Origin of the sequence: Pararhodobacter zhoushanensis, from assembly GCF_003990445.1 — a bacterium.
Lineage (GTDB): Bacteria > Pseudomonadota > Alphaproteobacteria > Rhodobacterales > Rhodobacteraceae > Pararhodobacter > Pararhodobacter zhoushanensis.
The window spans coordinates 109,424-128,564 of sequence record NZ_REEZ01000011.1 but is presented as its reverse complement, the minus strand read 5'-3'; the positions used below and the strand labels follow the sequence as shown (position 1 = coordinate 128,564).

Below are 19,141 nucleotides of genomic sequence, written 5' to 3'. Positions count from 1 at the left end.
CGGCCCTCGTTTGCGCCGATTCTAGCGCGTTTCGCGGACAAAGGCCAATGACAGCACGCGAATGTTACGCGTTTTCGCCGATCGTGCGCAGCGCGGGCGGCAAACGACGCGGCTTGCCGTCGGTTGTGATGCAAACGATGGTCACCTTGGCCTGAAAAAGACAGCAATCACCCAGCAAAACCTGCTGATCCAGCACCAGCCGGGCCGAGCTGACGGACAGCGGGCGGGTGGTGATCACGAGGCGGTCATCCAGCCGGGCGGGCGCGCGGAAGTCGGCCTCGATCCGGTGGACGACAAAGATCGTGCCAGCGGCGCGCATGGCGTTCTGATCGATGCCCAGCCCGCCAACCCAGTCGGTCCGGGCGCGGTCGATGAACCGCAGGTAGTTCGCGTGATAGACGATCCCGCCGAGATCGGTCTCGTCGTAGTAAATGGTCACGGGGAAGGTATGCATCGGCCTGATCTTCTGAAGCCCCGCCGTATCCGCCAAGGATCAAGTGCGGTGGGGGCAGGTGTCCGAAGGGGGTAAGTCGAGGCCCTGGCAGCCTGGAAACGGCATTCGTTACGAAACAGTCTGCAGGAAATGACCAGATTGACTCAGGGTCAACCCCCAATTGTGCCAAGCTGGCAAAGACACGCAATCAGGTGGGAATATCGGGCCGAAGCGAGGATGTCCCACGATGGGACATCTTTGCGGGGTCAGGAAGATCAGAGGGTTAGCAGGAGCGTTTAGGGAGTTGTTAAGGATTTGGGGATCCCGGAGGGGCGCGTCATGGTGCACCAAACCCCTGAACCCGGCTGCTGGTGATCAGCCGGACAGGTTCGGGCCTGAGCGGAGGTTCGCAATCCAACCAATGCTGCCTCGTCGCTGCCCGAAGCCCGCATTCCAGCGACAGCACATGCATCGCAAACTGCCTGATGGAAGCGGGAAAAGTCACACAGCGCGGCAGTTTAGAGCAAGCGCAAGCTCAAATCCCCCTTGGAACGATTAACCGGAGCAACCCGCGCTCCGCTCGGCAGAATGATGCGAATCGCCTCCGAAAGGTGGAAAAAACCTTCGAAAATCCCCTTTTCAACCGGCAAAGAATGCGCATAAAGCTATGTGTTGTCACATGAAAGGTCTGGGAACATGTCGCGGGACCTCTTGTCTTCTGAACGGTCGCTGCCGGTGCTCGGAAGCGGCATGATGGCGCAGAAAACCTCTTCGTTCGATTGGAGCAACACGCCGCTCGGCCCGATTGAGACGTGGCCGGTGTCCTTGCTTTCAGCGGTTCGAATAATGCTTGGCCAACAGCACGCGTCGTGCATTTTCTGGGGCTCGGATCTGACGTTTCTCTACAACGACGCCTATGCTCCCATCCTCGGGGCGCGACAAACTATGGCGTTGGGCGCTGCTGCCAAAGATGTCTGGCCGGAAATTTGGGCAGACATTTTGCCCTTCATCGACAAGGCCTTTGCTGGGGAAGGTACATTTTTCAGGGAACTTCCGCTGACCATGACGCGGAATGGCTACGACGAGCAGACGTACTGGACATTTTCCTACAGCCCCCTGCACGACGATGACGGGACCATCTGTGGGATGATCAATGTTGCTGTCGACGAAACGCAGAGTGTCGAGGCACGGTTGCTTCAGGACGCTATGCGGAGCGAGCTGTCCCATCGCATCAAGAACATGCTTGCTGTCACCTCTGCTGTCGTCTCTTCCAGTCTGCGCTCGTCGCCGGACCTGAAGCACGCGCGAGAGACCGTGACGGCGCGGATCAGGGCACTGGGACAGGCTCAGCAATTGCTGCAAGCGGATGTGGCGATCGACATCACCGAGGTGATCAACCGTTCTCTGGCAGCGCATCTGGACCGCGACGAACGGCTCTCGTTGCAAGGCCCGCCGATTATTCTGGCGCCGGATCAAGCCCTTGGTCTGTCGCTGATCCTGTTCGAACTGGCGACCAACGCTCTCAAATATGGTGCCCTTTCCCTGCAGGAAGGCAGCGTCAGCATTTCCTGGACCCGTGCGGACGACGGGCAATTCACGCTTGACTGGCAAGAGAGCCATGGGCCGACCGTCAACCCGCCATCGTCACGCGGGTTTGGCTCTCAACTGCTGCATCAGGTTGGGCCCGGCTATTTCTTTGGCAATGGAAACATCGAATACAATCCTGCGGGTGTGACCTATCGCCTGCTCGGCAAGGTTTAAGATAAACGCCACTCAAGGATGGGCCGTTTCGCTTGGACGCCATCGTTCATGAACGGCTCTTGGATGAACCGCGTCGGCAGCAGGTGTTCAGTCCCGCGCCTTGCAGCGCTGTGCGACTGGCGCGCAGCATCACTCAAAGGCGCGAGGACAGGCGGGGCGCGTGCGCCCCGCCCGGTTTGTCAGCGCCCGAGGCCGATCCCGACGCCGTCCCCGTTCACGGAAACGCCGAGCCCTTCCGCTCCGCCGACGCCCACATTGATGCCGCCGGCGTTGTCGCTGCCAGCCCCGGATCCGCCGCCACCGACATCGACGTTGACGCCGCCTTGATTGTTCGACGCGGCGTTTTCGCCGACGCCGACATTCAGACCGCCGTCATTCCCGGACGCGGCATTGTCGCCGATGCCAGCGTTGATACCCCCGCCATTGTCCGAGGCCGCGCTTGAGCCGACACCTGCATTGATGCCGCCATCGTTGCCCGTGGCAGCCGCAGTGCCCGCGCCGATATTGACGCCGTTGCCGCCAATATTCACGGCAAGACCGCCTTCATCCGGGTCGGTCCCGCTACCACCGGGGTCAGTGCCCGATCCCGGCTGACCGGGGGCGCGCCCCGCCTGATCGCCCGCGAACACCTGCTCGCAGTCACCCGCGAGCACCAGCCGCAGTTGCGAAGGTGTCAGGTTGCGGGCAGGTTGTTCGCAAAAGCTCTGGCTGAGCGCGGGCAGAGGGATGCTTGCACCGACGAGGGTCAAAGCGATGGCCATTCGATTACTGATATTCATCGTTACTCTCCTGATCTGTGAAGTGGATGCGTCACAACTGCAACGCGACTATTTACCAACCGGGAGTTTCCGCGAAGGTTCCCCTGCCTGACTTGAAAAACACCCAGTTTGACTGGTCGGAACCATGTCTTTGGCAGTTTAAGGGGGCCGTCGTTGCGCTTGATTTTTGCACGTTCAAGGAGATCGCACACCGTGCCGATGCGGGCATGACCAGTGTTCCGGTCTGCGCGCCCGTGCAGCGAAACGGACACCGGAGGCGTTTATTCGAGGCGCAGGGGATCGGGCGGAGGGTGCGATCTCTACTTTCAGAAGAGTTGCAACACAATCGAGTGATTCCAACTCTCTAAGCGACGGGCAGGACGTCGCCGCTTGCCCTCGCCCTCACCTCGCGCGCAACGGTTCGGCGGCATGGGCCCGGCTTGGCGGGCATGGTTGCCGCCAAGGCAAAAGATCCTCGTTGCGGGATAAGGAGTGTCCTTCCTGGACACCGTCGCGAGGTTGGCACGGCAAGGATAATCGGCAATGCGCGGCCAATCCGTTTTTTCAGGATGGGCTCGGCTTAATTGTTTCCGATTCTAGCCTTTGAAATCAATCCAATCAGAATTGTTCCGAAAATATCACAAGCATCCTGATCCCTGACCCGCAAAATTCCAACGCTTTTATTAGAAGGCGAGGTCAATAAGCGGGCGGGTTGGGTTCATCATTTCGGGCACCGGGAGCCTGCGAATGAGAGAGCCCGAAAGCTTAGCGTCCCGCTCACCCGACCCTCGCCGCCACCCGCAGAGCGTGCGACGCATCCGTCGCCACCCCCGGCATGACCCGGTCATAGCAGGCGCGGATCACCGAGGCGAACTCAGGGCGCAGGACGGTGAGGTCGTTCGCGCGGGCGAAGGGGGAGTGGACCCGCAGGGCCCCGTCGGCCCAGAGCAGGATCACCTGCACCGCCTGCATCAGCGCCAGATCGGCGGCGGGGATCTCGGCCATCGCATCGTCCATGCGGATAAACACGAAGGCGGCCTTGATGGTGCCCTCGGGGTCGAAGCGGAAGGCGCGGTATTGGGTGGCGGCCTGCGCCTTGAGGCGGGGAACCAGCGTGCCCAGCCCCTCGACCAGTTTGTCCAGATCAGGGACGGCGAGCAGCTCGTCCCAGTCGCGAAAGAAGAACACCATCAGGTTGGCACCCAGCTCGGGGTCGTGCTCGGCCATCTTGTGCCCGGACATGCCGACGACGGCCTCGACCGCGCCTTTGACCACAGACAGCGTGGCGTCGTCGGTGCCAAAGACGATGGGCACGATGGGCCGCCCCCAGCGGGCAAAGCGGTAGCTGCCATCCGCTTGGGTGAACAGGGCGGCGATCTGGTCGGGGGTCAGGGTGTCAGGTGTCATAGGCCAGCGAGCGTGAAATCCGGGGGTAGAGCAGCGCCTGTGAGGCACCGCGCGCAACGTTGAAGATCATCAGCGACAGCCAGAGCCCGTGATTGCCCATCCCCCAGGTCGCAACCACCGCCACGACATAGACGGCGGCGGCGAAGAAAGCGGTGACGAGCATCTCACGCGTGAAGGTCGCGCCGATAAAGACGCCATCATACATCCACGCCGCGATGCCCAACAGGGGGGCGGCGACGACCCAGGGCAGGTAGTGGCGGGCCTCGGCGCGGACATCCGGCGCCGTGGTCATCAGGTCGATGATGCCGGGACCAGCAAGCGCGAAGACACCGGCCATCAAGAGCGCGCCACCGATGCCCCATCCGAAGGTCAGGCGCACGGCGCGGGCAAGGCGCGACCGCGCGCGGGCACCGACGGCCTGCCCGACCAGCGTTTCGGCGGCGAAGGCGAAGCCGTCGAGCAGGTAGGCCATCAGCTCAAGGAATTGCAGCAGGATCTGGTTGGCGGCGATGGCAAGATCGCCCCGCCCCGAGGACAGGAACAAAAAGGCGGTGAAACAGGCCTGCAGCAAGATCGAGCGCAGCATGATGTAACCGTTGACCGAGGCCATGCGGCGCAGCCTGACCGCATCGAAGATGCGCGCGCCGCTGCGCGCAAGGCCGTCGCGGCACAGATACAGGCCCCAGCACAGCCCGGACCATTCGGCGATGAGCGTGGCCGAGGCAACGCCCTCGACCCCCCAGCCGAGGCCGAGCACGAACCAGACATCCAGCGCGATATTCGCACCGTTGGTGATCATTTGCAGCGCCATCACCGCGCGGGTACGCTCCAGCGCGATCAGCCAGCCGGTCAGGGCGTACATGCCGATGGTGGCGGGCGCGCCCCAGACGCGGATGCGCAGATAGTCGGAAGCAAGAGATTCGACCTGATCCGAGGCCGGAGCAAGCTGGAAGGCGGCCCAGAACAGCGGGATTTGCAGGGCGACCAGCGCCAGCCCGGCGGCGCCGGCGATCAAGAGGCCCCGTTTGAGGATCGCGCCGGCCTCGTCCTTGTCGCCCGCGCCATAGGCTTGCGCGGTCAGGCCGGTGGTGCCCATGCGCAGAAAGCCGAACATCCAGAACAGCACCGACAGAATCACCGCCCCCAGACCCACCGCGCCGATCGGCGCGGCAAGGCCCAGCTGACCGATGACGGCGGTATCGACCAGCCCCAGCAGGGGGACGGTGACATTGGCCGCGACGATAGGCAGCGCGATCCTGAGGACGCGGCGGTTGGTCAGCGGGATGATCGGGCCGTCGCTCGGACCGTTCACGCGGGTCGGTCCCGGCTGGGGATCAGGAAATGACCGGTGGCCTGCGCAAAGAGCCGCGAGCGGTTGTCTTGCCACGCCTCAACATGGACCGAGGCATAGCGCCGCCCCGAGCGGTTGACGCGGGCGCGGGCGTAGGCATCGCGCGGCAGGCCCGAGCGCAGGTAATCGACGGTGAAGTCGATGGTCTTGGGCAGGCGGGGCAGATGCGCGGGGTCCAGCGCGCGGGGATCAAGCGCGCCTTTCTCCATATCCTCCCACAGCATCGACCAGCTGAGTTCCATCATCGCGGTGATTTCCAGAAAGGCCGAGGTCACGCCGCCGTGGATGGCGGGCAGGAACGGGTTGCCGATCAGCTTTTCGTCAAAGGGCAGGATGGCGGTCAGCTCGTCGCCGCGCCGGTCGAACTGGATGCCCAGAAAGCGCAGATAGGGGATGCCGCCGACCAATGTGCGCAGCGCGTTGTCGCGGCGTTCCTTGACGACCTGCACGGGCTCGGGCGCGGGACGGGTCATTGCGCGCCCTCCGCTTTCTTGGCGCTGTCGCGGGCCTTGGTGACGCTCTCCATGGTGAAGGCACCCGAGGCGGTGGCGACGGGCAGCCCCTCGTCCTCGTCATGGGCGGTGGCGCGGACAAAGGCGACGGTGCGCGTGGCGTGGAAGCATTCGGCGCGGGCGGTGATGCGCTGGCCGGGCTTGGCGGCGCGCATATAGTCGATGCGCAGGTCCAGCGTCGCGGTGCCGCGCGCGCCGGGATAGGACATCACCGCCGCCCCGCAGCAGGTGTCCATCAGCGCCGAGACCGCCCCGCCCGCGATCACGCCGGTTGCCGGATCGCCGATCAACGCCTCGTCATAGGGCATGGAAATCTCGGCCTTGCCGTCACCGATGGATTCCAGCCGCATGTTCAGGGCGCGGGAATGAGGGATCGCCTCGATGAAACGCTGGGCGGGGCTGATGTCGGTCATCGCAAGTCCTGCTGGTTCCGGGCGTTGCCGCCCCGTTCCCACAGGCATCGCGCAAAAGCGGCGGGCAAGGCAAGTCCTCACGCGGGGAAACGCGTCGCAACGGTGCGCCTTGCGACAGTTATTGCACATGTGTGGTATTGGGCGGTTGCGCCCGAACGGTGCGCGACTTACGCTAAGGTAACGTGATCGGCGTGGAGGCCATTGGGCGGGTGATGAGCGAGACGAAACTGTCGTTCAAAGAGATGTGTGCGCGGTTCGAGGTCACCCCGAGAACCCTGCGCTATTACGAGTACATCGAGCTGCTCACGCCCGAAAAGGACGGTCGCAACCGGTCCTACGGCCCGCGCGAAGTGGCGCGCATGACGCTGATCCTGCGGGGCCGCCGCTTCGGTTTTGCCCTTGAAGAGCTGCGTCAATGGCTGCTGATCTACGATCAGAATGGCACCAAATCGCAGCTGGAAGCCTTCGTGCAGATGGCCGACCGCCAGCTGGGCGAGCTGGCGCGCCAGCGCGAGGAGCTGGCCGTGACCATCGACGATCTGAAGTCCCTGCGCGAAGAAGCCTCGCGTCTGGCCGAGACCGAGAGCTGAGGGCCGATTCGCGCTCTGGTTGCCGATTACGTGCCAATTCACCTGAATTGCCCTTGCGTCACCTGAACCTGACGTAAACGTCACCCTGTGACGCAGCGTCGTGAGTTACGTTAACGTCAAGATTGCTTCACCCTGTACAAACTTGCGCTATGTGAGTCTGTGTCGGAGCCGATCTCCGGCGCTGTGAGGTGATGTATGGACCAGGACTTGATGACCATCCGGCAGATGTGCGAGGCGTTCGACGTGACGCCCCGGACGCTGCGCTTTTATGAAGCCAAGGAATTGATCACCCCCCTGCGTGAGGGCCAGAAGCGTCTGTACACGCGCCGCGACCGGGGTCGGTTGAAGCTGATCCTGCGCGGCAAGCGCTTTGGCTTTGCGCTGGAAGAGATGCGCCAGCTGTTGAACCTCTATGACCGGGGCGACCAGCAGGGCGAACAGCTCAAGCGCACCGTTGTCGCTGCGCGCGAGCGTCTGGCTCAGATGGAACAGCAGCGCGACGAATTAACCGAAGCGATCGACGAGCTGCGCGCGCAGCTTGAATCGGGCGCTGAAAAGCTCGCCGAATTCCGCCAGGCGGCTGAATAAGCCCCGGCCCCGGAACCCAGAACCAACCGTCGTTGGGCCCCGCGCCCCCCGGCAGACCAGGGAGAGAAAGATGCCCCGCTATACCGCCCCCGTGAAAGACATGCAGTTCATCCTGCACGATATGCTCAAGGCCACGGATACCGGCATCCCCGGCTATTCCGACCTTGACCGCGAGTTCACCGCTGCGATCCTTGAGGAAGCGGGCAAGCTGGCTGAGGGCGTTCTGGCCCCCCTGAACGCTGTCGGCGACACCGAAGGCTGCCGGTTGGAAAACGGCGTGGTCTACACCCCGACCGGCTTCAAGGATGCCTTCGAGCAGCTCAAAGAGGGCGGCTGGAACGGGCTGGATCTGCCCGAGGAATACGGCGGCCAGAACCTGCCCTATGTGGTCGGCACGGCGGTCGGTGAGGTTTTCGTGTCGGCCAACATGGCCTTCAACATGTATCAGGGCCTGACCCATGGCGCGATCAACGCGATCCTTGCCGCAGCGTCGGATGAGCTGAAACAGACCTATCTGCCCAAGATGATCTCGATGGAATGGACAGGAACGATGAACCTGACCGAGCCGCATTGCGGCACCGATCTGGGTCTGATCCGCACCAAGGCCGTGCCGCAGGACGACGGCAGCTACAAGATCACCGGGCAGAAGATCTTCATCTCGGCCGGTGATCACGACATGGCCGAGAACGTCATCCATCTGGTGCTGGCCAAGGCACCGGGCGGTGGCGAGGGGACCAAGGGCATCAGCCTGTTCATCGTGCCCAAGGTCATGGTGAATGAAGACGGCTCGCTTGGTGCGCGCAACGGCGTGTCGGTCGGCAAGATCGAAGAGAAGATGGGCATCCACGGCAACGCCACCTGCGTCATGAACTATGACGAGGCGACCGGCTATCTGGTCGGCGACCTGCACAAGGGTCTGCGCGCGATGTTCGTGATGATGAACGAGGCGCGTCTGGGCGTGGGCCTGCAAGGCTATGCCCAGGCCGAAGCCGCCTATCAGAACGCCGTCGACTATGCCCGCGACCGTCTGCAGGGCCGCGCGGTCACGGGGGTTGAGAACCCGGACGGCAACGCCGATCCGCTGATCGTGCACCCCGACATCCGCCGCATGCTGATGGACCAGAAGTCCTTCGTCGAGGGCGCGCGCGCCTTCACCTTCTGGGGCGCGCATCTGATCGACCGCGCGCACCGTCTGGGCGACAAAGAGGCCGAAGGGCTGATCTCGCTGCTGACCCCGGTGATCAAGGGCTTCCAGACCGATGTCGGCTTTGCCATGACGGTGCAGGCGCAGCAGGTCTACGGCGGCCATGGTTATATCGAAGAGCAGGGCATGTCGCAATTCGCCCGCGATGCGCGGATCGCGATGATCTACGAAGGCGCCAATGGCGTGCAGGCGCTGGACCTTGTCGGCCGCAAGCTGGCGGCTGAGGGTGGCAAGCCAGCGATGGCCTTCTTTGAGATGGTGAAGACTTTCATCAAGGAGAACGAGGGCAACGAGGCGCTGAAAGACTCGTTCCTGGAACCGCTGAAAGCAGCCTCCAAGGATCTGCAGGCGGCGATGATGTACTTCATGCAGCAAGGCATGAAGAACCCCAACGCGGCGCTGGCCGGTTCGACCGACTTTATGCACATGTTCGGCCATGTCTGCCTGGGGCTGATGTGGGCGATGATGGGCAAAGCCTCGGCTCAGGCCTTGCAGGATGGCACGTCAGACGCCACGTTCCACGAGACGAAGCTGACAACCGGCCGCTACTATATGGCCCGGCAACTGCCCGCGACCGGCATGCACCTTGCGCGCATCCAGTCGGGCGCCGAGCCGGTGATGGCACTGGCCGCCGAGAACTTCTGATCCCCGGGAGGGACGCCGTGACCAAGGGCTTTACCGACCATCCCGCGTTCCGTGGCGGCTGCCAATGCGGCGCCGTCCGCTACGCGGTGGCGGCAGGCCCGGCCAAGGATTGCGTCTGCCATTGCCGGATGTGCCAGCGCGCCACCGGCAATGCCTTCGCGCCCTTGGTCGAGGTCAAGGCCAACCGCGTGACCTGGGACGGGACACCGCGGGAATGGGCGTCCTCAACGGTTGCGTGGCGCGGGTTCTGCGCCACCTGCGGCACGCCGCTCTACTACCGCAGCGGCGACAGTATCGAGCTGATGGCCGGCACGCTGGCCACCGGCACCGGTTTTGCGCCGGTCGCGAATACGAGCGTGGAATCGCGCGTCGACTGGCTGCCCGGCCTGACCGGGCCGGGGCACGAGACCAGCCCGGCGCTGGTCGCCGAGGTTCAGAGCTTTCAAGCGCCCGAGGAGGGATGATGCCCAAACGCCTGCGCCTGACCCGCCGTTTTCCCGTCGCGATGAGCGAAGACGGCTATCGCCGCCTGAAGCGCTTCGCCGCCGAAGCGGGGCTGGACGAGGGCGAGGCGCTGTCCTTTCTGTTTGAGCATTTCGACAGCGTGACCCATTCGGAAAACCTGTCGCACCGGCTGCGGCTGTTCAACTCCGAGCTGGAATCCCGCAAGAAATAACCATGCCACGGCCTTGGGAGGGGCCTCGCCTATGACATTTCCGCTGATGCCTTCGGCCTGGATGAGCGACGAGCACAAGATGCTCGCCGAGATGACGCGCGGCTTCATCACCGAGAAATGGGCACCCCAGTTCGACACATGGCGCAAACAGGGCGAAATGGACCGCTCGACCTGGGCCGAGGCGGGCGCGATGGGGCTGCTCTGCGCCTCGATCCCCGAGGAATACGGCGGCGCGGGTGGCGATTTCGGCCACGAAGCGGTGATCCTGATGGAAGCGGCACGGGTCAATCTGGCCAGCTGGGGTCAGGGCATCCATTCGGGAATCGTCGCGCATTACATCCTGCACTACGGCACCGAAGAGCAAAAGCAGCGCTGGCTGCCGAAGATGGCGACGGGTGAGCTGGTCGGCGCGCTGGCGATGACCGAGCCCTCGGGCGGCTCGGACGTGCAGAACCTGAAAACCCGCGCTGTGCGCGAAGGCAATGTGTACCGGCTGAGCGGGTCGAAGACCTTCATCACCAACGGCCAGCACGCCAACCTGATCATCGTCGCCGCCAAGACCGACCCGAATGCGCGCTCGAAGGGCATGTCGCTGATGGTCGTTGAGACCGACAGCGCCGAGGGCTTCACGCGCGGGCGCAATCTGGACAAGATCGGGCTGAAGGCGGGCGATACGTCCGAATTGTTCTTCGACAACGTGCCGGTGCCGCCGGAAAATGTGCTGGGCGGGGCCGAGGGTCAGGGCTTTTACCAGATGATGAAGCAGCTGCCGCAGGAACGGCTGATCATCGGCTGCGGCGCGGTCGGCGCGATCGAGGGCGCGGTGGAAGTGACCATCGCCTATTGCAAGGAACGCGAGGCGTTCGGCCAGCCGATCATCAACTTTCAGAACACCCGCTTCAAACTCGCCGAGTGCAAGACCAACGCCGTCGTCGCCCGCAGCTTTCTGGACCGCTGCATCGAGGCGCATCTGAAGGGCGAGCTGACGGTCGAGATGGCAGCGATGTCGAAATACTGGCTGTCGGACCTGCAATGCCAGGTGCTGGACGAGTGCGTGCAACTGCACGGCGGCTACGGCTTCATGCAGGAATACGCGGTGGCCGAGATGTGGACCGATGCGCGGGTGCAGCGGATCTATGGCGGCACGAACGAGATCATGAAGGAACTGATCGGGAGGTCGCTGTGACGGCTCCCGCCCGTCGTGCGCACGATCAAAGATCGCGCCCCTCCCGTTGGGCCGGGGTGCGAGGGGCTGCTCGCCCCTCGCGCTCCCTCGCCAAAGGGGGCGCACGCGCCCCCTTTGGAAACCCCCGTGAGTATTTGCGACAAGATGATGGGCGCACACCCCTCCCCGCCTGTGCCAGAAGCTCTCGGGCGGGTCGGGGTGGCTTCACCTTGCACGGTCATCGGCTCGCCAGCCTGTACCGTGACGCCAGTATTCGGCGGAAAAGGTTAACAAATCCTGACCGCGCCCTTTCACCTTGTTTCAAATACGCCCTTTTCAACGCCTCCACCCTCACCCCGCCTGAAAGGAAAGCGCCATGACGGCACAGCTCTATTGCTTCGGCGAATCCGGGAATTCGTATAAGGCCGCGCTGACCATGGCGCTGTCTGGCTACGACTGGACCCCGCGCTATGTCGATTTCTTCGGCGGCGAGACCCGCACGCCCGAATACCGTGCGCTCAATGTGATGGGTGAGGCGCCGCTTTTGGTCGAGGGCGATCTGGTGCTCAGCCAGTCGGGCGCGATCCAGCTGCATGTGGCCAAGGTGACGGGCAAGCTGGGCGGCGCGCCGGGCGAGCAGGAAGAAGTTCTGCGCTGGATCCTGTGGGACAACCACAAGCTCAGCAGTCCCGCCGGGATGACCCGTTTCCTGGCGAACTTCCTGCCCGAGGACAAGCGCCCCAAGGATGTCATCGCCTTCACCCAGGCGCGGCTCAAGGCCGCCTATGCCACGCTCAACACCCATCTTGAGGGCCGCGACTGGATTGTGGGAAGCGACGTCACCATCGCCGACACTGCCTGCTGTGGCTATCTCTATTACCCGGAACCGTTCGGCTTTGACCGCGCGGACTGGCCGAATATCGACCGTTGGCTGAGCAGCCTCGCTGCCCTGCCCGGTTGGAAGCACCCGTATGACATGATGCCCGGCTCGCCTGCCGACCGGGCCCAGGCCTGAGGAGACCACCATGACCGAAGCCTATATCTATGACGCTGCCCGCACCGTCCGCGGCAAGGGCCGCAAGGATGGCAGCCTGCACGAAGTCACCGCTGCGCGTCTGTCCGCCGTCGCGCTGAACGCGATCAAGGACCGCAACAATCTGGACACCCGCGCCATCGAGGATGTCATCTGGGGCAACGTGACCCAGATCGGCGAGCAGGGTGCCTGTCTTGCGCGCACCGCCGTGCTGGCCTCGGATTATGACGAGAGCGTTCCGGGCGTCAGCGTGAACCGGTTCTGCGCCAGCGGACTTGAGGCCGTCAACATGGCCGCCAACCAGATCCGTGGCGGCGCGGGCATGGCCTATGTCGCTGGTGGCGTCGAGTGCATGAGCCGGGTGCCGATGGGCACCGATGGCGGCGCGATTGCTGTCGATCCGCAGATCGCCTTTGACAATTACTTCGTCCCGCAGGGTATCAGCGCCGATATTATCGCCACGAAATACGGCTTCACCCGCGACATGGCTGACGCCATGGCGGTTGAAAGCCAGAAGCGTGCCGCCGCCGCCTGGGCTGCTGGCTACTTCAACAAGACCGTCGTGCCGGTCAAGGATGTCAACGGCTTGACCATTCTGGACCATGACGAATTCATGCGCCCGCAGACCGACATGCAGAGCCTTGGCGCGCTGAAGCCCAGCTTCAAGGACATGGGCGAGGTGATGCCCGGTTTCGACAAGATCGCGCTGATGAAATACCCCGAGCTGGAGCGGGTGAACCACATCCACCACGCCGGCAACTCGTCGGGCATTGTCGATGGCGCGGCCGCCATTCTGATCGGCAACAAGGAGTTTGGCGAGAAATACGGCCTGACCCCGCGCGCCCGCATCCGCGCCACCGCCAAGATCGGCACCGATCCGACGATCATGCTGACCGGCCCGGTGCCAGTGACCGAAAAGATCCTGCGCGAAAGCGGCATGTCGATCGAGGACATTGATCTGTTCGAGGTCAACGAGGCCTTCGCCGCCGTGGTGCTGCGCTTCGAGCAGGCGTTCAACGTCGACCACAGCAAGGTCAACGTGAACGGTGGTTCGATCGCCATGGGGCACCCGCTGGGCGCGACCGGCGCGATCATTCTGGGCACGCTGCTGGATGAGCTGGAGCGCACCGGCAAAGGCACGGGTCTGGCCACGCTGTGCATCGGCTCGGGCATGGGTGCGGCCACGATCATCGAGCGGATGTAACATCATGCCGAAGATCGACCTCAGCACGCTGTCGCTGCGGACGGGTTCGACCTATCCCGAACCCTACGCGAGCCAGATGGCCGGGCGCTCGTCGCACCGGCTGGGGCAGGCGGCGGGTCTGACGCAGTTTGGCGTGAACATCGTCTATCTTGAGCCCGGTGGCGTGGCCTCGTTGCGCCACTGGCACCTCAACGAAGACGAATTCGCCATGGTGCTGACCGGCGAGCTGATCCTGTCCGAGGATACGGGCGAGACCGTGATGCACCCCGGCGATTGTGCGGCGTGGAAGGCGGGCGAGCCGGTCGGCCATCGCTTCGTCAACCGCACCGATGCGCAGGCCAGTTTCCTCGTCGTGGGCTCAAAGGCCCCGCGCGAGGTGGCGACATACACCGAGGTCGATTTCAAACTCATCATCGAGGGCGGCGAGCCCCGTTATACCTATCACGACGGCAGCGACTGGGCGGGACACCGTGACCTCGCGCCGCAAGGAGGAACCGACGAATGACCGAATTCCATTATGCCGTGGACGCCGACGGCGTTGCCACCATCACCTGGGATCTGCCCGGCAAGTCGATGAACGTCATGACCATGCCCGGTCTGCAACAGCTGGAGGCCGCCGTCGACAAGGCGCTGGCCGATGACGCGGTCAAGGGCGTGATCCTGACCAGCGCCAAGGCGGATTTCGCCGGCGGGATGGACCTGAACCTGCTGGCCGAGCTGCGCGGCACCATCGAGGGCAACGCCGCCCAAAGCCTGTTCGACGGGATCATGGGCATGCACCATCTGTCGCGCAAGATCGAGCGCGCGGGCATGGACCCCAAGACGCTGAAGGGCGGCAAGCCGATTGTCGCCGCCCTGCCCGGCACCGCGATGGGCATCGGGCTGGAACTGCCGCTGGCCTGTCACCGCATCATCGCGGCGGACAACCCGCGCGCGCAGATCGGCCTGCCCGAGATCAAGGTCGGCCTGTTCCCCGGCGGCGGCGGCACGACCCGTCTGGCGTGGAAGCTGGGCGCGATGGCGGCGGCACCGCTGCTGCTGGAGGGCAAGACGCTGGCCCCGGCCAAGGCGAAATCGGCCGGTATCATTGACGAGGTTGTGCCCGCCGATCAGCTGCTCGCCCGCGCGAAAGAGTGGGTTCTGGGCGCGAAAGATGCCGATCTGGTCAAGCCCTGGGACACCAAGGGCTACAAGATCCCCGGTGGCGCGCCCTATTCCGCGCCGGGTTTCCCGACCTTCGTGGGCGCCTCGGTCATGGTTCACGCCAACACCTGGGGCGTGTACCCGGCGGCCAAGGCGCTGTTGAGCGCGGTCTATGAGGGCATGCAGGTGCCCTTCGACACCGCACTCAAGATCGAGGCGCGCTGGTTCACGCATGTGCTGCTGGACCCGTCATCGAGCGCGATGATCCGCAGCCTGTTCGTCAACAAGGGCGCGCTGGAGAAAGGCGCGAACCGTCCCGATGTGCCCGATGAGCGGGTGAAAAAGGTCGGCGTGCTGGGTGCCGGCATGATGGGTGCCGGTATTGCCTATGTCTCGGCGCTGGCGGGCATCGAGGTGGTGCTGCTGGATGCGGCCATCGAGTCGGCGGAAAAGGGGAAATCCTATTCCGAGGGCCTGCTGGACAAGGGCATGAAGCGCGGCAAGGTCACCGAAGAGAAAAAGGCCAAAGTGCTGGGCCTGATCAAGACCACCGCCGATTATGCGGATCTTGAGGGCTGCGATCTGATCGTCGAAGCCGTGTTCGAAGACCCCGGCGTCAAGGCCGACGTGACCGCCAAGGCTGAGGCCGTGATCCCCGAGACGGCGATCTTTGCCTCGAACACCTCGACCCTGCCGATCACCAGTCTGGCAGCGGCCTCGAAGCGGCCCGAGCAGTTCATCGGCATCCACTTCTTCAGCCCGGTCGACAAGATGCTGCTGGTCGAGATCATCAAGGGGGCCAAGACCGGCGAGCGTGCGGTGGCCAAGGCGCTGGATTTCGTGCGCCAGATCCGCAAGACGCCGATCGTGGTCAATGACGCGCGCTTCTTCTACGCCAACCGCTGCATCATCCCCTATATCAATGAGGGGATGCGTCTGGCGGCTGAGGGCACGCCGTTGCCGATGGTGGACCATGCCGCCAAGTTGCTCGGTTTCCCGGTGGGGCCGATCACGCTGGTCGATGAGACCTCGCTCGATCTGGGGGCCAAGATCGCCAAGGCGACCAAGGCGGCGATGGGCAATGATTATCCCGATGACGCCGTTGATGAGGTGGTGTTCTGGATGGTCGATCAGGGCCGCTATGGCCGCAAGTCCAAGGCCGGGTTCTTTGACTATGATGAGAGCGGCAAGCGTCAGGGCTACTGGCCCGGCTTCGAGGCGAAGTATCCGGTCATCGAGGGTGCCGAGCTGGAAGAGGTGCAGAACCGTCTGATGATGGCGCAGGTGCTGGAAGCAGTGCGGGCGCTGGAAGAGGGCGTGCTGGAAGACATCCGCGAGGGTGACGTGGGCGCGATCCTGGGCTGGGGCTTTGCGCCGTGGTCGGGTGGCCCGTTCGGCTGGCTGGACATCATCGGTGCGGCGAAAGCGGTCGAGATCTGCGACGGTCTTGAAGCCAAGTTCGGCGCTCGGTTCAAATGCCCCGCGCTGCTGCGTGACATGGCAGCCAAGGGCCAGACCTTTTACGGCGCGACGGCAGTCAAGGTCGCCTGAGGCCGCTGACGGCTGAATGACAGAACGCCCGCCCCCTGACCGGGGCGGGCGTTTTGCATGGGATCGCGCAAGGCAGTGCCGGGGATCAGCCGGTCGTGTGCATCGCTGCCACCAGACAGCGGCCCTGCGTTTCGGTCAGGCACCGATAGGGGCTGCTGTCGCCCAGCGTCAACGTCGCGTTGGGGGTGCTGGCCGTCGGACGGTGGCCATTGCGGCACTGCACCAGCAGCGTGCCATTGGCATAGACGACCTCATCATCGGCGAATTCCAGCGTGACAATCGTCACCTCGCGCGCCGGAGCGGTGCGGGTGACGCCCTTGTACCCTTCCAGAGCACCCGCAGGCACAAGGGTGAAGGCATCGCCAAAGAGATCCTCGCCCGCGTCGGATTCGATCAGCACGGGCTGGTCGGCCAGCAACAGCATGGCAGTGCGGTTGCCCAGCGCACCGGCGGGCAGATGCAACGGCCACAGCCCGGTCGGCGCGGCAGCCGCAGCCGTCCACAGCGTGCTGACACGTACCGACTGAAGCGGCCGCATCCCGTTGTCAAAGGTCACCACCCGGTCGCCGACCTGCAGATCCTCGACCGGTTGCCAGCCCAGTTCGGTGGCGACCAGCGTTCCCGCGATCAACCCCTCGGCCAGCGCCCCCGTCTCGTGCCAGCTTTGCGTCGGCACCCGATGCGCTGCTTCGTGTTCGGACCAAACGTTGCCGCGATCGGCAAACGAATACGGGACAAAACATCCCTGGCCCAGCATACCACCCACCCAATTGTGCAACATTCCATTGTCCTTTCGCGAACACGACACCGCGTTCCATGTCCCCATATGGACGTCGAGAAATGGCAAAGACTGGGACCAAATATGGTTAATCTGCGAATTTTGCACGGAATTGGCGACATATTATGCCTCATTTCGCAGGCCGGACGCAGCCGCCCCTTGCCAATGCGTTGCCCCCTTTCCGCCGCCGTGAACTGAGGTCACAATACCGCCTTACGCGAGACGAGCAGAACGGGGGGAATGCGCGATGGGATGGTTGGCAGACGAGACGGGGCTGGAGAAATGTTCAGCAAATTACGTGCCTTTGACGCCGCTGTCGCATCTGCGCCGCGCGGCGGATATCTTTGCCAACCGCGAGGCGCTGGTCTATGGCACCCAGCGCTGGAGCTATACGCAATACTTCGAGCGGGTGACGCGGCTGGCCTCGGGTCTGGCGAAACTGGGGGTTGCGCCGGGTCAGGTTGTGTCAGTGCTGCTGCCCAACGTGCCATCGCATGCCGAGGCGCATTTCGCCGTGCCCGCTTGCGGCGCGATTCTCAACTCGATCAACACGCGGCTCGATCTGGACACGGTCGCCTATATCCTTGAGCACAGCGGCTGCAAGGTGGCGCTGGTGGACAGCTCGTTGATCGAGCTGGTCGAGCGCGCAGCGATGGTCATCGGTGGCGGGCCGAAAATTGTCGAGGTGCCGGACGAGCAGGCCGGTATCCCGGCAACCGGGCGACATCTGGTTTATGAGGACGTCATTGCCTCGGGCGATCCGTCGTTCGACTGGATCATGCCGCAAGACGAATGGGAATCGCTGGCGCTGAACTATACCAGCGGCACCACGGGGCGGCCCAAGGGCGTGGTCTATCATCACCGGGGCGCGTATCTCAGCACCATGGCCCAGCCGATCAGCTGGCGCATGACGCTGTACCCGCGCTATCTGACCATTGTGCCGATGTTCCACTGCAACGCGTGGTGCCATCCGTGGATGATCCCGCTGATGGGCGGCGCGATCATCTGCCTGCGCGACATCACGGCCAAGGGGGTCTATCAGGCCGTCGCCGTTGAAAAGGCCACGCATTTTGGGGGCGCGCCGATTGTGCTCAACACCATCGTTGCCGCCAAGGAGGAGGACCGCCTGCCCTTCGACCATATCGTCGAAGTCTTCACCGCCGGTGCCCCTCCCCCCGCCGCGACGCTGGCCGCGATCGAGCCTTTGGGCTTCAACGTCACGCAGGTTTACGGCCTGACCGAGACCTACGGCCCGGCCACCGAATGCACCTGGCATGAGGGGTTCGATGCGCTGCCGCAGGCCGACCGCGCGGCGGTCAAGGCGCGCACCGGGGTGCTGATGCCGTTCATGGAAGAGATCACCGTGCTGGACGACACGATGGCCCCCGTCGCGCGCGATACCGTGGCGCTGGGGGAGATCATGCACCGGGGCAATGGCGTGATGAAGGGCTATTTCCGCAACCCCGAAGCCACGGCCGAGGCCTTCAAGGGCGGCTACTTCCACTCCGGCGACATCGCGTTCCGCTATGACGACGGCTATATCAAGATCGCTGACCGCTCGAAGGACATCATCATCTCGGGCGGCGAAAACGTCAGTTCGGTCGAGGTCGAGGGCGCGCTGGCCCATCACGCGGCGGTGTCGCTGTGCGCCGTGGTTGCCAAGCCTGACGACAAATGGGGCGAAGTTCCCTGCGCCTTTGTCGAGCTGAAAGAGGGCGCGCAGGCCACCGAGGCCGAGCTGATCGCCTTTTGCCGCGAGCGGCTGGCCGGGTTCAAGACGCCCAAGCGGGTGATTTTCCACGAGTTGCCCAAGACATCGACCGGCAAGATCCAGAAGTTTGAACTGCGCGCTTTGGCCAAAACCTTGTGACGCGCTGGCTCTGGCGCGACTGTGCTGGCTGCGGTAGCATGAGCGTGACCCAAAGAACA

Annotated in this window: 19 protein-coding genes; 12 read left to right on the top strand and 7 right to left on the bottom strand. The window is 63.9% G+C overall.

The genetic code is table 11. The features are described 5' to 3' along the window. Positions 1-64: 64 nt before the first annotated feature. A complete protein-coding gene (ybgC, locus tag EAE28_RS19345) occupies positions 65-454 on the bottom strand; it encodes a tol-pal system-associated acyl-CoA thioesterase (protein WP_127109392.1) in 390 nt (129 codons plus the stop codon). 675 nt (positions 455-1,129) lie between these two features. On the opposite strand from ybgC, the gene EAE28_RS19340 reads away from it, so the two are divergent. Continuing rightward, the gene (locus EAE28_RS19340) at positions 1,130-2,194 is read left to right on the top strand and encodes a sensor histidine kinase (RefSeq protein ID WP_220443968.1); all 1,065 of its coding nucleotides are present in this window, start codon (positions 1,130-1,132) and stop codon (positions 2,192-2,194) included. A 179-nt stretch (positions 2,195-2,373) separates the two neighbouring features. On the opposite strand, the gene EAE28_RS19335 is transcribed toward EAE28_RS19340, so the two are convergent. From EAE28_RS19335 to EAE28_RS19315, 5 genes are all read right to left on the bottom strand, one after another. Beyond that, positions 2,374-2,955 (bottom strand): hypothetical protein, encoded by a 582-nt coding sequence (locus tag EAE28_RS19335; RefSeq protein WP_127109390.1) that lies wholly within the window; start codon positions 2,953-2,955, stop codon positions 2,374-2,376. Between the two features lie 774 nt (positions 2,956-3,729). Continuing rightward, complete coding sequence (locus EAE28_RS19330) at positions 3,730-4,359, bottom strand: hypothetical protein (protein ID WP_127109388.1); 630 nt, start codon at positions 4,357-4,359, stop codon at positions 3,730-3,732. Next, complete coding sequence (locus EAE28_RS19325; protein ID WP_127109386.1) at positions 4,349-5,671, bottom strand: MATE family efflux transporter; 1,323 nt, start codon at positions 5,669-5,671, stop codon at positions 4,349-4,351. Before EAE28_RS19325 ends, EAE28_RS19330 begins: the two co-directional genes overlap by 11 nt. Further along, complete coding sequence (locus tag EAE28_RS19320; RefSeq protein ID WP_127109384.1) at positions 5,668-6,183, bottom strand: PaaI family thioesterase; 516 nt, start codon at positions 6,181-6,183, stop codon at positions 5,668-5,670. The genes EAE28_RS19325 and EAE28_RS19320 overlap by 4 nt, the downstream gene beginning before the upstream one ends. Then, positions 6,180-6,635 carry a PaaI family thioesterase gene (locus EAE28_RS19315; protein ID WP_127109382.1) on the bottom strand — a complete coding sequence of 152 codons (456 nt, stop codon included), beginning with the start codon at positions 6,633-6,635 and terminating at the stop codon, positions 6,180-6,182. Before EAE28_RS19315 ends, EAE28_RS19320 begins: the two co-directional genes overlap by 4 nt. A gap of 212 nt (positions 6,636-6,847) precedes the next feature. Between EAE28_RS19315 and EAE28_RS19310 the strand changes: the two genes are divergently transcribed. The 10 genes from EAE28_RS19310 to EAE28_RS19265 all read left to right on the top strand — a co-directional run bounded on the left by EAE28_RS19310 (position 6,848) and on the right by EAE28_RS19265 (position 16,434). After that, complete coding sequence (locus EAE28_RS19310) at positions 6,848-7,225, top strand: MerR family transcriptional regulator (protein ID WP_127109380.1); 378 nt, start codon at positions 6,848-6,850, stop codon at positions 7,223-7,225. 195 nt (positions 7,226-7,420) lie between these two features. After that, a complete protein-coding gene (locus EAE28_RS19305) occupies positions 7,421-7,813 on the top strand; it encodes a MerR family transcriptional regulator (protein WP_127109378.1) in 393 nt (130 codons plus the stop codon). 70 nt (positions 7,814-7,883) lie between these two features. After that, complete coding sequence (locus EAE28_RS19300) at positions 7,884-9,662, top strand: acyl-CoA dehydrogenase C-terminal domain-containing protein (RefSeq protein ID WP_127109376.1); 1,779 nt, start codon at positions 7,884-7,886, stop codon at positions 9,660-9,662. A 17-nt stretch (positions 9,663-9,679) separates the two neighbouring features. Then, positions 9,680-10,126, top strand: a complete 447-nt coding sequence (locus tag EAE28_RS19295) for a GFA family protein (RefSeq protein WP_127109374.1) — start codon at positions 9,680-9,682, stop codon at positions 10,124-10,126. Beyond that, on the top strand, positions 10,126-10,338 hold the full coding sequence (locus tag EAE28_RS19290) for a hypothetical protein (RefSeq protein ID WP_127109372.1): 213 nt from the start codon (positions 10,126-10,128) through the stop codon (positions 10,336-10,338). Before EAE28_RS19295 ends, EAE28_RS19290 begins: the two co-directional genes overlap by 1 nt. 31 nt (positions 10,339-10,369) lie before the next feature. After that, positions 10,370-11,524, top strand: coding sequence for an acyl-CoA dehydrogenase family protein (locus tag EAE28_RS19285; protein WP_246022483.1), 1,155 nt, complete (start codon positions 10,370-10,372; stop codon positions 11,522-11,524). A gap of 355 nt (positions 11,525-11,879) precedes the next feature. Next, positions 11,880-12,518 carry a glutathione S-transferase family protein gene (locus EAE28_RS19280; RefSeq protein ID WP_127109370.1) on the top strand — a complete coding sequence of 213 codons (639 nt, stop codon included), beginning with the start codon at positions 11,880-11,882 and terminating at the stop codon, positions 12,516-12,518. A 10-nt stretch (positions 12,519-12,528) separates the two neighbouring features. Continuing rightward, entirely contained in the window at positions 12,529-13,740 is a 1,212-nt protein-coding gene (locus EAE28_RS19275) for an acetyl-CoA C-acetyltransferase (protein ID WP_127109368.1), read from the top strand. A 4-nt stretch (positions 13,741-13,744) separates the two neighbouring features. Then, positions 13,745-14,245, top strand: coding sequence for a cupin domain-containing protein (locus tag EAE28_RS19270; protein ID WP_127109366.1), 501 nt, complete (start codon positions 13,745-13,747; stop codon positions 14,243-14,245). Beyond that, positions 14,242-16,434, top strand: coding sequence for a 3-hydroxyacyl-CoA dehydrogenase NAD-binding domain-containing protein (locus tag EAE28_RS19265; protein ID WP_127109364.1), 2,193 nt, complete (start codon positions 14,242-14,244; stop codon positions 16,432-16,434). Before EAE28_RS19270 ends, EAE28_RS19265 begins: the two co-directional genes overlap by 4 nt. A gap of 85 nt (positions 16,435-16,519) precedes the next feature. On the opposite strand, the gene EAE28_RS19260 is transcribed toward EAE28_RS19265, so the two are convergent. Then, the gene (locus EAE28_RS19260) at positions 16,520-17,215 is read right to left on the bottom strand and encodes a Hint domain-containing protein (RefSeq protein WP_164736707.1); all 696 of its coding nucleotides are present in this window, start codon (positions 17,213-17,215) and stop codon (positions 16,520-16,522) included. A 244-nt stretch (positions 17,216-17,459) separates the two neighbouring features. Here EAE28_RS19260 and EAE28_RS19255 point away from each other — a divergent pair, with 244 nt between their 5' ends. Continuing rightward, positions 17,460-19,082, top strand: coding sequence for an AMP-binding protein (locus EAE28_RS19255; RefSeq protein WP_127109360.1), 1,623 nt, complete (start codon positions 17,460-17,462; stop codon positions 19,080-19,082). Positions 19,083-19,141 lie beyond the last annotated feature (59 nt).

Coding starts and splice junctions, on each gene's coding strand:
- EAE28_RS19315 (WP_127109382.1), bottom strand. CDS start 6,635: ATGACCGACATCAGCCCCGCCCAGCGTTTCATCGAGGCGATCCCTCAT.
- EAE28_RS19305 (WP_127109378.1), top strand. CDS start 7,421: ATGGACCAGGACTTGATGACCATCCGGCAGATGTGCGAGGCGTTCGAC.
- EAE28_RS19290 (WP_127109372.1), top strand. CDS start 10,126: ATGCCCAAACGCCTGCGCCTGACCCGCCGTTTTCCCGTCGCGATGAGC.
- EAE28_RS19280 (WP_127109370.1), top strand. CDS start 11,880: ATGACGGCACAGCTCTATTGCTTCGGCGAATCCGGGAATTCGTATAAG.
- EAE28_RS19285 (WP_246022483.1), top strand. CDS start 10,370: ATGACATTTCCGCTGATGCCTTCGGCCTGGATGAGCGACGAGCACAAG.
- EAE28_RS19270 (WP_127109366.1), top strand. CDS start 13,745: ATGCCGAAGATCGACCTCAGCACGCTGTCGCTGCGGACGGGTTCGACC.
- EAE28_RS19310 (WP_127109380.1), top strand. CDS start 6,848: ATGAGCGAGACGAAACTGTCGTTCAAAGAGATGTGTGCGCGGTTCGAG.
- EAE28_RS19265 (WP_127109364.1), top strand. CDS start 14,242: ATGACCGAATTCCATTATGCCGTGGACGCCGACGGCGTTGCCACCATC.
- EAE28_RS19335 (WP_127109390.1), bottom strand. CDS start 2,955: ATGGCCATCGCTTTGACCCTCGTCGGTGCAAGCATCCCTCTGCCCGCG.
- EAE28_RS19300 (WP_127109376.1), top strand. CDS start 7,884: ATGCCCCGCTATACCGCCCCCGTGAAAGACATGCAGTTCATCCTGCAC.
- EAE28_RS19255 (WP_127109360.1), top strand. CDS start 17,460: ATGGGATGGTTGGCAGACGAGACGGGGCTGGAGAAATGTTCAGCAAAT.
- ybgC (WP_127109392.1), bottom strand. CDS start 454: ATGCATACCTTCCCCGTGACCATTTACTACGACGAGACCGATCTCGGC.
- EAE28_RS19320 (WP_127109384.1), bottom strand. CDS start 6,183: ATGACCCGTCCCGCGCCCGAGCCCGTGCAGGTCGTCAAGGAACGCCGC.
- EAE28_RS19275 (WP_127109368.1), top strand. CDS start 12,529: ATGACCGAAGCCTATATCTATGACGCTGCCCGCACCGTCCGCGGCAAG.
- EAE28_RS19340 (WP_220443968.1), top strand. CDS start 1,130: ATGTCGCGGGACCTCTTGTCTTCTGAACGGTCGCTGCCGGTGCTCGGA.
- EAE28_RS19330 (WP_127109388.1), bottom strand. CDS start 4,359: ATGACACCTGACACCCTGACCCCCGACCAGATCGCCGCCCTGTTCACC.
- EAE28_RS19260 (WP_164736707.1), bottom strand. CDS start 17,215: ATGTTGCACAATTGGGTGGGTGGTATGCTGGGCCAGGGATGTTTTGTC.